Here is a 12,225-nt window from a genome sequence, read left to right as displayed (position 1 = left end):
GCCTAGCGGGAATAGAAGCGAAAACATTGAGTTAGATACCCCCAGGGGGTATGCTCGAGGCATGAACGGGTACGACGGAAGCAAGGACGACCTGCGCAAGCGGTTGAATCGCGTCGAAGGCCAGGTGCGGGGGATCTCCCGGATGGTTGATGAGGACAAGTACTGCATCGACATCCTTACGCAGGTCTCTGCGGCGACGAAGGCCCTGGAGACGGTGGCGTTGTCGTTGCTGAGCGATCATCTGAGTCACTGCGTCGCTCAGGCAAGTGCTGAGGGTGGCGACTTCGCAGCGGAGAAGGTTCGTGAGGCCAACGAAGCCATCGCCCGCCTGGTTCGTTCATGACCACACGTCTGTTTAGTAAAGGAGAACACCATGACTGATCGCATCGAGCTGGGACTGACGGATGCGAACGCTGGTTGCGCATGCTGCGCTGCCCCATCGAACACAGAGACAGCCGTCCACGACGATTCTGCGGTCACATCGGAGGTGCTCGTCGACGGGATGACATGCTCGCATTGCGCATCGAGCGTCAGTGAGGAGCTGGGCGCTGTCGACGGTGTCGAGTCCGTCACCGTGGATCTCAACGCGGGTGGCACCTCCCGGGTGACCATCCGCAGCACCGCCCCGGTTGACCCCGCCGCTGTGAAGGCTGCGGTGGAGGAGGCCGGCTACGCTCTCGCGACCAGCCAGCCCTGAGTTGCATCTGTCGGCGTCCGGCTTACCCCGGGCGCACCTGAGCAAGGAGTCTCCGATGAGCCAGCACGACGAACACACCGATCACACCGCGCACCGCAACCACACGGCGGCGGCAACGACGGAGCACGACCATGGGGCGATGAGCCACGATCACGCTGCACCGCACGAAGACACCGGGCACGGCGGCCACGAAGATCACGCCGGTCACGGCGGGCATGGCGGCCACGGGGATCATGTGGGGCAGTTCCGGCGCCTGTTCTGGATCATGCTGCTCCTCGCCGTGCCGGTGGTCGGATTCTCGACGATGTTCTCGATGATCCTGGGGTACCCGCTGCCGGACGCGGCGTGGGTCGCGTGGGTGTCACCGGCTCTCGGAACGGTGATGTACGTGTGGGGCGGTGCCCCGTTCCTGACCGGTGCGGTCGGTGAACTTCGTGCCCGCAAACCGGGGATGATGCTGCTGATCGCCCTCGCGATCACCGTGGCGTTCCTCGCCTCCTGGGGGGCGAGCATCGGGCTGCTGCACCACGAGCTGGATTTCTGGTGGGAGCTGGCGCTGCTGATCGTGATCATGCTGCTCGGCCACTGGATCGAGATGCGTTCCCTCGCCCAGACGACGTCGGCGTTGGATTCCCTCGCCGCATTGCTGCCCGACGAGGCGGAGAAGGTCGACGGAGACACCACTGTCACCGTCGCACCGGCTGATCTGCAGGTCGGAGACGTGGTGGTGGTGCGTCCGGGCGGGCGGGTCCCCGCGGATGGGCGGATCGTGCAGGGTTCGGCCAGCATGGACGAGTCGATGATCACCGGAGAGTCTCGGCCGGTGCGCCGCAGCGATGGTGACCCGGTAATCGCTGGAACCGTAGCCACCGATTCCGGGGTGCGGGTAGAGATCACCGCCATTGGTGAAGACACCGCACTCGCGGGCATCCAGAAACTGGTCACGGAGGCGCAGAGTTCATCGTCGCGGGCGCAACGACTCGCGGATAAGGCAGCGGGGTGGCTGTTCTGGTTCGCGCTCGGCGCTGCCGCGATCACCGCGATTGTGTGGACTCTCGTCGGCCAGCCCGAGGCAGCCGTGATCCGCACCATCACCGTGCTGGTCATCGCCTGCCCGCACGCGCTGGGTCTCGCGATCCCACTGGTCGTGTCGATAGCGACCGAACGCGCCGCCCGTGGAGGTGTGCTGATCAAGGATCGTCTCGCCCTGGAGAGCATGCGCACCGTCGACACGATCCTGTTCGACAAGACCGGCACGCTCACCAAGGGCACCCCCGCCGTGACCGCGATCGATCCCGTCACAGGGGCCGACGCCGATCAGCTGCTCGCGTGGGCGGCGGCCGCGGAAGCGGACTCCGAGCACCCCCTCGCCCGTGCGATCGTCAACGCAGCGAAAGAGAAGAACCTCACCGTTCCGCGATCGACCGATTTTGAATCCTCCCCCGCCGTGGGGGTGCGTGCCCGTGTCGACGGACACGTCGTGCAGGTCGGCGGCCCGTACATGCTCGAGCAAGAACACGCCGCCGAGCTGCCGGTTGCCGACGAGTGGCGCGGTGAGGGTGCGATCATCCTCCACGTGCTCGTCGACGGTCAGGTGACGGGCGCGCTGCGCCTCGCGGATGAAATCCGCTCCGAGTCGCGTCACGCGGTCGTTGCGCTTCACGAGCGCGGCGTGCAGGTGGTCATGATCACCGGTGACGCTGACGCGGTCGCCGCGTCCGTCGCCGGCGAGCTGGGTATCGACCGGTACTTCGCCGGGGTCCGTCCGGAGGACAAAGCCTCCAAGGTGAAAGAACTGCAAAACGAAGGCCGCAAGGTCGGGATGGTCGGTGACGGCGTGAACGACGCCCCCGCCCTCGCCCAGGCAGACGTAGGGATTGCGATCGGTGCAGGAACGGACGTTGCGATCGCCTCCGCAGGTGTCATCCTCGCCAGCGACGACCCCCGATCGGTGATCTCCGTGATTGAGCTGTCGCGGGCCAGTTACCGGAAGATGAAACAGAACCTCTGGTGGGCCGCCGGGTACAACCTTCTCTCGGTGCCGTTGGCTGCCGGTGCGCTCGCCCCCGTCGGGTTCGTGTTGCCGATGTCGGTCGGTGCAGTGTTGATGTCACTATCCACGATCGTTGTCGCGCTGAATGCGCAGTTGCTGCGACGGCTGAACCTCAGCCCGGACGCCGTCGTCGACAAGTAGGCGCATGGGCGGCGGCGACGTACCCTGGAAGAAAGGGAGGTGGGACAGTGTTGACGACGATCGCACGGCGCGTGCATGACCAGCGCACCCTCACCCGCACCCTCCTGACCGTCGTCGCCGTCGCCTTTTCCGTGATCTTCGGGCTTCTGGCGATGCACTCGATGAACACCCACACCATGCCCTCCGGGCACAGCGAAACCATCGCGGTCGCACCCGCGCATGCCGACGCTCACCCCGCACACGCCTCAGGCGAAGCTGCAGCGATGGATGAGACGGGCTGTGCGACGTGCTCTGACGATCACGGCATGTCGTGGATGGCCTGCGTTCTCGCGCTCCTCATCGCCGTAGTGCTGGTCACCCGGCCGCCCGCCTGGTGGCGCTCACTCACCGAAACCCCTGGTCCGCTCCTTTCACGTTTTGCGCTTCGCGGCGCGCTGTACCCGCTGCGGCCGCCGTCTCTCACCGTTCTCTGCATCAGTCGCACCTGATGGTTGGCATGCCCGTTCTATGGGCAACGCCCCCTCGCCCAGCCTGTCTCGCTGGGCACCATCATCGACTCTTGGAGAGAACCATCATGAAGACCCGTTTTGCGGCGACCGCCGCACTCACTCTCACTGCTGTGCTCGCCCTTGCCGGCTGCGCTGGAAACACCTCCGGCGGAGGCGATATGCCCGGCATGAATCACGAGAGCAGCAGCTCCGCCCCGGCGTCGGCGGACGCCAATGACGCCGACATCATGTTCGCCAGCATGATGAAGGAGCACCACGCTCAGGCCATCGAGATGTCTGACATGCTCCTCAGCAAGGACGGCGTCAACGAGCGCGTCGCCGCCCTCGCGGAAGAGATCAAGGCAGCGCAGGGCCCCGAAATCCAGAAGATGGAGCAGTGGCTCGAAGAGTGGGGCGCTGATACCTCCAACATGGAAGGCATGGACCACGGCGGCGGCATGATGTCCGACGACGACATGCAGGCCCTCGAAGATGCCACCGGGGCGGACGCCAGCCGTCTGTTCCTCGAGCAGATGATCGAGCACCACCAGGGTGCCGTCGAAATGGCCCAAGACGAAGTCGACAACGGCCAGAACAGTGACGCGGTCGCCCTGGCCGAGACGATCATCGAGGCACAGACCACGGAGATCGCCACGATGAAAGACCTCCTCGACACACTCTGATCTACCTTCGGGGGTGCGGCGCTCGCCCGCACCCCCGAACTGGCCTTCTCGCAGTAACCCACGCCACCGCGCTGGTGCCATGTCGCGACTCTCATTCGCGTACCGCTCGCGCACCTGCATGCATTTCTTCACGTCGGAGTCTCATGAACCGCCACTCGCCCCTACCCGCTTTCGCGATCGCTCTCGCAGCCGTCGCCCTCACCGGCTGCGCCGTGCCGCAGGCCTCCGGCACCAACGCGGTCCCCCCCGTTATCCAACACATTCACGGTGTTGCCGCTGACCCCCGCGGTGAGGACCTCTTCATAGCCACCCACGGAGGACTCTTCACCCTCACTCCTGAAGGTGCGATCGCCGGTCCCATCGGAGGCCACGATTTCGATGCGATGGGCTTTACCGTCCTCGACGACGCCCTCTTCGCATCCGGTCACCCGGGCACACAGACACCCGCAGAGCTCGGCTCCCCGAACCTAGGTGTCATTCGTAGTGACGACTTCGGCGAATCGTGGTCACCGATCGCCCTCACTGGCAGTACGGACTTCCATGTCCTCACCGCCGGACCAGACGGCACTCTCTACGGGATCGCCTCCGATGGCGTCGATCTGCTCATCAGCACTGACGACGGTCTCGAATGGACCCGCGGCGCAACACTTGCCGCGGCAGACCTCGCCGCCACCGGCGACGGTCTCTACGCCGCCGCGGAAGAAGGACTGCTCCTCAGCACCGACAACGGCGCCACCTTCACCCCCGTCGCCGAAGCCCCGCTGCTCTACACACTCGACGCCAAACCCAATGGCTCGCTCGCAGGAGTCGGAACCGACGGTGCCCTCTGGTCACAGAACACCGAAGGAACATGGCAACGCCTCGACGCGCTTCAAGGGGCCGCTCAGGCCTTCACCGCGATCGATGACGAACGCTTCATCGTTGTCGACGACCGCGGCATCGTCCAGATCACAGCCGACGACACAACCATCCTCGCCCCCGCCCGGTAGAGAACGCCACCACCAGAACGGCCACCCATGGTCCCCCGCCGCAATCCCTTCCGACGCATATCCGTCTTCATCGCGTGCGCCACAGTCCTCGCCCTGCTTCTCGCCCTTGCGAGCTTCTACCTCATCGGAGCCATATTCAGATGACCCGCCACCTGCACCCAGCTCGGCACCGTCCACGAGCACACGTTCCCACGCGCACCAGCCACATGTCCCCACAGCGGCGTCACGATCGCCTCGTACGTATCGGGGCCTTCCTTCTCCTGGCCGCCGTCGCACTGATCGCAACTCATCTCCTCATCGACACAACCGTTCCAGACCAACGGTCACTCTGGGCATACACGCTCGGAAGCTACGAAACAGCGTTCATCCTCGCGATCGTCGGACTGGCGCTCGTGCTGCGTGAACCCCCGGGAGGCGCGGATGAATCTCAATGACTACTGGACCAACGCCTTTTGGTCCGTCATCCCCACGATCGCCGTCGTCGCAGCATTCTGGTTCGTCCTGCGGTCCATCATCAGAGCCGACCGCAACGAACGAAAAGCACACGCCAAGATCGAGCAACAACTCCGCGCGGAACGAAACCATCCTCGCCAACTCGCATCGGCGGACGACGAGCGAGACCCGCTACCTGAACGCCGGAAACGTCTGCCGAAAGCAGATACCGGCGAACGTTAACGGCGGGCGCACGATGACGGGCGACGCGAACTCGCCGGAAACGATCGTTTCTGGCCGGACGGCGACGGCATGCGGAAGATCAGTCTGCGATACCCGACCGGGTTTGGGTCGGGCGTACGCTGATGATCTCGATCGCAGACGACAGGACGGCGACCATGGGTGACTCGGCACAGAGGCCGCGCAGTTCGCTGCTCTACGTGGAGGATGACGCCGACATCGCTGCGCTGACCGTCGAAGTGCTGGAAGACATGTACGACGTCGAGCATGCCTCAGACGGCGAGACCGCGCTCCGGTTCGCGCTGAGCCGGCGGTATGACGTTATGGTGGTCGATCGACGACTCCCCGGCATGGACGGCGTGGATTTCATCCGTGCGCTGCGGCGCGCGTTCCGGGCTGATGGGGGGCAAAAAGTATCCGGTGCCCGAAGGGAAAGTAGGGGCACCGGATACGTCGTGAAACTTGAGGGTGTTACTTGTCGGTCAGAGAGTCCTTGACGTTCTGACCGGCCTTCTTCGCGCCAGCCTTGGCCTGGTCGGCGTGACCGTCGGCGGTGGTGGACTTGTCGTTGGTTGCTTTGCCGGCGGCTTCCTTGGCTTTGCCTTTCAGATCTTCGGCGGTGTTCTTGATGTCGTCTCCGATACCCATCGGATTCTCCTTTCAGTGGACTGACGGTTGGGTCAGCGGTCGGTGTGGTGGGTGGTGTCGTCCTCGAGCTCGATCTCTTCCTTGCGAACTTCGGCGCTGACCTGCTCGGTGTCGGTCTTCGTTTCGGTGCCGATGCGGACACGCTCGACCGGTACTGTTTCCTTCGCGATCACGGGGCGTTCTTCGGTGAGGACGACTTCGTGCTCTTCTTCGCTGATGTCGGGGCCGTCGAGAGCGTCGCCGACGTTTCCGTCAGTGATCGGCTCCCGCTCGAGGCGAACCTCTTCGTGGCTGACGGGGACGGAGACGGTCTCCTGTTCGGTGACGACGTACTTGCGGAGGCGGGCTCGACCGGTCTCGACCCGTTCGGTGCCGACGTGCAGCTGCTCCTCGGACCGGGTCATCGCGTCGTCGGTGGTCGGGCCGGAGGTGTCGTACCCCTCGGCCTGAGCGGTGTTACCGTCTGCGGGAGCGGTGGCAGGAGCACCGCCGTGTCCGTAATAGGTGTACAGCTCGTTTTGTTCTGCGTCGGTGAGGTCGGTGCCCGAGTCGATGCGCGGAGCGTCTTTGACGACGTCCTTGGTGTGCGGGACGCGGAGTTCCCCGTCGACGGCGTCGGCCTGGTCGAGGGGAACGAACGATTCGGAGGTACCGAACAGGCCGGTCACCACTGTTGCCCAGTTCGGGCGGCCGGTGGTGGGGTCGACATAGATCTGGCCGACCTTTCCGATCTTGTTGCCCTCAGTGTCGGTGACGTTGGCTCCGATGAGACTGGCGATGTTCTGTTCGCTGATCATGCGATGCTGCCTTTCGTTCGTTCGTTGATGGGGCGGAGGGAGAGAAACGCTTAAAGACGCGGATGTCTGCCGCAGGGTCAGCGGCCGAGTCCGACGCGGTCGACCTTGCGGTGGTAGCGCATTCCTGCGAGGCCGCCGAGGATTGCGCCGAGGAGAGTGACCACGGCAGCGCCGAGGGCGGTGAGGATTCCGGTGAGGGTGGCGGTTTCGGGGGTGACCGGGATACGGGGGAAGCTCTGCAGGTTGGCGAGGATGTCCCACTGGGAGCCGGCGATCGCGGTGACGATCGCGAGGATGATCGCGATGACGATGGCCCACAGCCAGACAGCGATTCCCTGCTTGACTCCGCTGAACCGTGCCATTCGCCCGGCGACGTAGCCGCCCGCGAAATAGGAGATCAGCAGCACGAGCCCTATGGCGATCGCGCTGACGATACCGACGGTGCCCGCGTTCTCGGCGGCAGCGTCTGCGGCTTCGTCCGGCGTGGTGCCGTTGCCGAAACCGATGGCAGCCCCGACCGCTGCGACCAGGGCGGTCAAGAGCACTGTGGTGCCCATTGCCGTGAGCCAGCCGAAGAAGGCGGAACCAAATTTGAACCCGCCGAATTCGGCCTTCTCGCGTTCGTGGACGTCGGTGCGGAGAGTGTGATCGGCGTCAACAGGGACAGCTGCATGGGGGGAGTCCTCGTCGTACACCGGCGCGCCGGGCTCCCGATACTCGTTCGAGTCGTTGCTGGTCATACGGAGAAAGTAGGGCGACGACGTGTGAGCAGGGAGGTGGTTGTCCTCCCGGAGATAGAGGCGTACTGTATGCGACCTTACATAGTAAGGCTCCGGCTCTGGCGTTGTTCGAGATCCGGCGGGCCGTGTACACCGTAAGGCTGCTCGGTGCAAGGGTCCTGATGAAGTCGGGTGCGGGGGTCTACAACAGGATTCACCGATCGGTTTGATCGGTCCGCGAGAGGAGCACTAATGTCGGACAACTATGAGACGACCAGCCCGAGCGGCTCGGACGTACGATCCCCGGATTCCTCAGGCAAGGTGGACGCTGCCAAGCAGGAAGCCTCTGACCTGAAAGACACGGCCACGTCGCAGGCGAAGGATGTTCTGGGTACGGCCAAGGATGAAGCGGCTTCTGTCGTCGGGGAGGCGAAGACTCAGGCGAAGGATCTGTACGCGCAGACCCAGCGGGAGCTGTCGGAGCAGGCCAACACGCAGCAGCAGCGCCTCGCGGGAGGTCTTCGCTCGGTCAGCGACGAACTCGGTTCCATGGCCACTAACTCCGACGGCAGCGGCGTCGCCAGCGATCTGGTCCAGCAAGTCTCGGGTCGCCTGTCCGCAGCCGCGACGTGGCTCGGTGACCGCGATCCCGGTTCCGTGCTCACGGAAGTCAAGCGTTATGCCCGCCGCAAGCCGGGCACGTTCATCCTCGCCGCAGCGATCGGCGGAATCGTCGTCGGCCGCCTCACGCGCGCTCTCGCCGCGAACGCGTCGGACGAGAAAAACGCCTCATCGGCACCAGTGTCGCCGCCGCAGCAGGTGCACCCGGACCCCTCGGTACCTGTCCCTGTCGTGAACGACCTCGGCGCGGGCGGCACCCCCGTCTACACACAGACGGCTTCTAGCCGTCCGGATCTTCTCGGGGAGGGCGGCTATGACCGACCCAACGCCGTCTGAGGCGAAGGCCGCGTCGACGTCTATCGGAGATCTGCTGGGCGAGGTCTCCCGTGACATTTCGACGCTCATGCGCCAAGAGGTCACGCTCGCCAAAGCGGAGTTGAAGGACTCGGCAACCAAGTCCGCCAAGGGCGCAGGCCTCATGGGTGCCGCCGGCTACGGAGGGCTGATGGCGGTGTTCTTCTTGTCTGTCGCACTGTGGTGGGCACTGGGAACCCTGATTGGCGGAGGCTGGTCTGGCGTCGTCGTCGCCGTTCTCTGGGCGATTATCGCCGCGATCCTGTTCCTGGTGGGACGGACTCAGTTCAAGCAAGTCAAGGGCGCCCCGCAAACCGTGGACACCCTCAAAGAGATCCCCGAAACGCTGAAGAGAAATGAGGAGAACCGATGAGCGATTCACCCGATGAGATCCGCGCCGACATCGAGCGGACCCGCCAAGACCTCGGCATGGATGTGGACGCGCTGGCCGACAAGGTCTCGCCGTCGAAGATCGTGGACCGGCAGATCGACAAGGTCCGCGGAGTTTTCGGCTCCGTGCGGGAGCGTGTGATGGGCGCCGCAGACGACGCCGGCTCCTCACTGTCGGGCGCTGGATCTCACGTCGGCGACGTGAAGGACCGCGCCGTGGCCAAAGCGGAAGGCAATCCGCTCGCGGTCGGATTGATCGCTTTCGGTGCCGGTCTGGTCGTCGCCTCGCTGATCCCTGCATCGTCGAAAGAGAAGGATCTCGCTGCCACGGTGAAGGAGCAGGCGCAGCCGCTGGTGGACGAGGTCACAGACGTCGCGAAGGAAGTCGGCGAGCATCTGAAAGAGCCCGTGCAGGCCTCCGTCGAATCCGTGAAGGAATCGGCGCAGGACTCCGTCTCCACGGTCAAGGATGAAGCACAGAACGCCGCCGGTGAAGTGAAAGACCAGGCTCAGCACGCTCGCGAGAACATCTCCGACAACTAACCTACACGGATCGGGCGGGCCCGTCATGAGACGGGCCCGCCCCCCACGATGAAGGACTCGCGATGAGCAGCAAAGCCCCCTCCACCGAACGCAACGCCCCGGACCCCGAATCCACCAGCAAGCCCGACTCCCCGGACGATCTGCACAAGAGGTCCTGGAAGTACGTGTTGCGGAAAACGATCCGCGAGTTCTCTTCCGATCAATGCACCGACATCGCCGCGTCGCTGACGTACTACGCGGTGCTGTCGCTCTTCCCGGGCCTGATTGCGATCTTCTCTCTACTGGGTGTTGTCGGGCAGGGAAAAGCCGCCAGCGACGCAGTGCTGGGAATCATCGAGCAGGTCGCTCCCGGTGACACGGTCGACACGATCCGTGGGCCGATCGAGCAGATCGCCGAGTCTCCGGGTGCCGGTTTCGCTCTCATCACCGGTATCCTGCTGGCCATCTGGTCGGCATCCGGCTACGTGGGCGCGTTCAGCCGTGCGATGAACCGGATCTATGAGATCGAGGAGGGCCGGCCGTTTTGGAAGCTGAAGCCCGCCCAGCTGCTGGTCACAGTCATCATCATCGTGCTGCTCGTTCTCGCCGCGATCATCCTCGTCGTCTCCGGCGACGTCACCAAAGCGATCGGCGATGCCCTCGGCATCGGCGACGTTCCCCAAACGATCTGGTCCATCGCCAAGTGGCCTCTGCTCGCCTTCATCGTGGTGTTGGTCGTCGCGATCCTCTACTACGCCACCCCGAACGCGAAGCAGCCCAAGTTCCGGTGGATCAGCATCGGCGCCCTCCTCGCGATCATCGTCCTCGCTCTGGCCACGCTCGCATTCGGATTCTACGTCGGGAACTTTTCCAACTACGACCGCACCTACGGCTCTCTCGCCGGCATCATCATCTTCCTGCTCTGGCTGTGGATCGCGAATCTTGCCCTGCTCTTTGGTGCGGAATTCGACGCCGAGCTCGAGCGCGGACGCCAGCTGCAGGCCGGAATCGCTGCGGAGGAGGACATCCAGCTCCCTCCCCGCGACACCCGCAAGAGCGATAAGGCCGCCGAGAAGGAACAGAAGGACATTGAGCAGGGCCGCCAGCTCCGCGAACAAGCGGACGCGAACGACGCGGACGCCCACGACACGGATCAGGGTGAGCCCGGAAAACAGTAACCCATCACCGGACCCGCGGCGCGGAGGCGGAAGATGCGACCGCACTCGTGGAGCCGCAGGGCTATTGGGTCATGTCTCGGTTGAGGCGGTCGAGAAGAACCTCGAGCGACACCTCGAATTCCTCATCGGAGCGGTCCTCGCTGAGCAAGGACCGCAACCTCCGCACCTCCGGTGCATCGTGCAAACCGACCTGGCCGTCGCGCTCGGGGATGTCCGCGTCCCCTTCATCCAGGGGCTCTTCCACAGGACCGGTTTCGGCCCCGCGCACCGCGGACTCCAGGAGGAGCTGGCCGAGCAGAAAGCTGCTGAACGCGCGGTACGCGTCGACCGCTTGAGCGTCGGTGAAGCCATGACCGAGAAGGGTGCAGAGGAACATGTCCACGACTTCGACGCTGCGCAACGGGGGACGCAGCCACGGGGCGGCAGGATGCCGTGTAGCGACCAGAGGGAACGCGTGAGGATGATCGATCGCGATCTGCCGCACCTTGTGGGCAACGTCCTGCAGGAACCCTTGCCAATGCTCGGCTAGCTCGTCATCCAGGTTTGAGGTCAGCCTGCCGAGGAGCAGAGCGATCACACCCTCCAGGAGATCCTCTCGCCCATGCACGTATCGGTATAGGGACATTGCCTCGACACCCAACTCTTGGGCGAGGGAGCGCATCGACAACCCCTGGGCGCCCGAACGGTCAATCTGTTCCAACGCCGTCTCGACGATGAGTTCACGGCTCAGGCGGCCAGCTGCTGACCGTGAGCGTTTCTTGCTCAGTTCCTTCGACATAACGCATCTCTTCCCGTCGGCTCAAGTGACCCGCTGCGTGTGACTGCGGATGAGACCGGCATACGCCCACGTTAACCCCGCTTCACGGCAGGAGGGCGATATCTGCCCGGACTTGTGAGCGGGTTGCTGACCTCACTCGTCACCCCAGATATGTAGGGGATTCCCTACGTCGAGCTGACTTCGGTGCACGGATCTTGGGGTCGGCGCGGTCGCTACAGCAGCAGAAGCCAGAGAAGAGCTGCAAGGTTCGCGAGGGCAGTCGCTGCCGGGCCAATCGTCTTGATTCGATCGCGAATGATCGCGCCAATTCCTGCATCCGCTGCTTGGACAGCGGTCCTTGTGTTCGTCGATGAAGTCGACTATCGCTTGTGTGGCCGGTCGAGTTCGGCCGCGAAGAAAGCCGAAGCCGCCTTCAAGATCTCGTTCGCCCGCCGCAACTCGGCGTTCTCCCGCTTGAGGCGCTTGATCTCCACTGTCGCGTCAGTCGTCACACCG

The 12,225-nt window shown here is 64.3% G+C and carries 16 protein-coding genes and 1 pseudogene; 12 read left to right on the top strand and 5 right to left on the bottom strand.

Annotated elements, in window-relative coordinates; all coding sequences use genetic code 11:
• The first annotated feature begins 61 nt into the window (after positions 1–61).
• The 8 genes from AC04ME_RS10090 (at position 62) to AC04ME_RS10055 (ending at position 6,220) form a co-directional block, all read left to right on the top strand.
• Positions 62–343, top strand: coding sequence for a metal-sensitive transcriptional regulator (locus AC04ME_RS10090; RefSeq protein ID WP_053095982.1), 282 nt, complete (start codon positions 62–64; stop codon positions 341–343).
• Positions 344–373: 30 nt separating this feature from the next.
• A complete protein-coding gene (locus AC04ME_RS10085) occupies positions 374–697 on the top strand; it encodes a heavy-metal-associated domain-containing protein (protein ID WP_060921756.1) in 324 nt (107 codons plus the stop codon).
• Between the two features lie 55 nt (positions 698–752).
• On the top strand, positions 753–2,891 hold the full coding sequence (locus AC04ME_RS10080) for a heavy metal translocating P-type ATPase (RefSeq protein ID WP_164479519.1): 2,139 nt from the start codon (positions 753–755) through the stop codon (positions 2,889–2,891).
• 50 nt (positions 2,892–2,941) lie between these two features.
• Complete coding sequence (locus AC04ME_RS10075; RefSeq protein ID WP_151460103.1) at positions 2,942–3,379, top strand: DUF6153 family protein; 438 nt, start codon at positions 2,942–2,944, stop codon at positions 3,377–3,379.
• An 86-nt stretch (positions 3,380–3,465) separates the two neighbouring features.
• A complete protein-coding gene (locus AC04ME_RS10070) occupies positions 3,466–4,062 on the top strand; it encodes a DUF305 domain-containing protein (RefSeq protein WP_026049681.1) in 597 nt (198 codons plus the stop codon).
• 143 nt (positions 4,063–4,205) lie between these two features.
• A complete protein-coding gene (locus AC04ME_RS10065) occupies positions 4,206–5,051 on the top strand; it encodes a F510_1955 family glycosylhydrolase (RefSeq protein WP_475434798.1) in 846 nt (281 codons plus the stop codon).
• A 420-nt stretch (positions 5,052–5,471) separates the two neighbouring features.
• Positions 5,472–5,726 (top strand): hypothetical protein, encoded by a 255-nt coding sequence (locus AC04ME_RS10060; RefSeq protein ID WP_081859903.1) that lies wholly within the window; start codon positions 5,472–5,474, stop codon positions 5,724–5,726.
• 122 nt (positions 5,727–5,848) lie between these two features.
• Complete coding sequence (locus tag AC04ME_RS10055) at positions 5,849–6,220, top strand: response regulator transcription factor (protein ID WP_455904812.1); 372 nt, start codon at positions 5,849–5,851, stop codon at positions 6,218–6,220.
• Here the strand turns inward: AC04ME_RS10055 and AC04ME_RS10050 are convergent.
• From AC04ME_RS10050 to AC04ME_RS10040, 3 genes are all read right to left on the bottom strand, one after another.
• Positions 6,195–6,371, bottom strand: coding sequence for a CsbD family protein (locus tag AC04ME_RS10050; protein ID WP_113681172.1), 177 nt, complete (start codon positions 6,369–6,371; stop codon positions 6,195–6,197). The two genes, AC04ME_RS10055 and AC04ME_RS10050, sit on opposite strands and share 26 nt — an antisense overlap.
• A 32-nt stretch (positions 6,372–6,403) precedes the next feature.
• Positions 6,404–7,168 carry a DUF2382 domain-containing protein gene (locus AC04ME_RS10045; protein ID WP_288870922.1) on the bottom strand — a complete coding sequence of 255 codons (765 nt, stop codon included), beginning with the start codon at positions 7,166–7,168 and terminating at the stop codon, positions 6,404–6,406.
• Positions 7,169–7,245: 77 nt separating this feature from the next.
• Entirely contained in the window at positions 7,246–7,908 is a 663-nt protein-coding gene (locus AC04ME_RS10040) for a hypothetical protein (RefSeq protein ID WP_259976687.1), read from the bottom strand.
• Between the two features lie 300 nt (positions 7,909–8,208).
• Here AC04ME_RS10040 and AC04ME_RS10035 point away from each other — a divergent pair, with 300 nt between their 5' ends.
• The 4 genes from AC04ME_RS10035 (at position 8,209) to AC04ME_RS10020 (ending at position 10,952) form a co-directional block, all read left to right on the top strand.
• Positions 8,209–8,844 carry a V-type ATP synthase subunit E family protein gene (locus AC04ME_RS10035; protein WP_455904810.1) on the top strand — a complete coding sequence of 212 codons (636 nt, stop codon included), beginning with the start codon at positions 8,209–8,211 and terminating at the stop codon, positions 8,842–8,844.
• The gene (locus tag AC04ME_RS10030) at positions 8,822–9,235 is read left to right on the top strand and encodes a phage holin family protein (RefSeq protein WP_127011783.1); all 414 of its coding nucleotides are present in this window, start codon (positions 8,822–8,824) and stop codon (positions 9,233–9,235) included. Before AC04ME_RS10035 ends, AC04ME_RS10030 begins: the two co-directional genes overlap by 23 nt.
• Positions 9,232–9,795: a DUF3618 domain-containing protein gene (locus AC04ME_RS10025; protein WP_137771927.1), complete on the top strand. Its 564-nt coding sequence runs from the start codon at positions 9,232–9,234 to the stop codon at positions 9,793–9,795. The genes AC04ME_RS10030 and AC04ME_RS10025 overlap by 4 nt, the downstream gene beginning before the upstream one ends.
• Before the next feature lie 62 nt (positions 9,796–9,857).
• Positions 9,858–10,952: a YihY/virulence factor BrkB family protein gene (locus tag AC04ME_RS10020; RefSeq protein WP_455904809.1), complete on the top strand. Its 1,095-nt coding sequence runs from the start codon at positions 9,858–9,860 to the stop codon at positions 10,950–10,952.
• Between the two features lie 61 nt (positions 10,953–11,013).
• Here AC04ME_RS10020 and AC04ME_RS10015 read toward each other — a convergent pair whose 3' ends face one another.
• Together AC04ME_RS10015 and AC04ME_RS10010 are read right to left on the bottom strand one after the other, a co-directional pair.
• Positions 11,014–11,730: a TetR/AcrR family transcriptional regulator C-terminal domain-containing protein gene (locus tag AC04ME_RS10015; RefSeq protein ID WP_475434794.1), complete on the bottom strand. Its 717-nt coding sequence runs from the start codon at positions 11,728–11,730 to the stop codon at positions 11,014–11,016.
• Between the two features lie 333 nt (positions 11,731–12,063).
• Positions 12,064–12,225 (bottom strand): annotated as a pseudogene (locus tag AC04ME_RS10010) (IS3-like element ISMyma3 family transposase); the annotation flags it as partial.

The organism is Microbacterium sp. LjRoot205 (assembly GCF_056175745.1).
The sequence above is the reverse complement of the archived record's forward strand: the minus strand, read 5'-3'. Positions and strand labels throughout refer to the sequence as shown.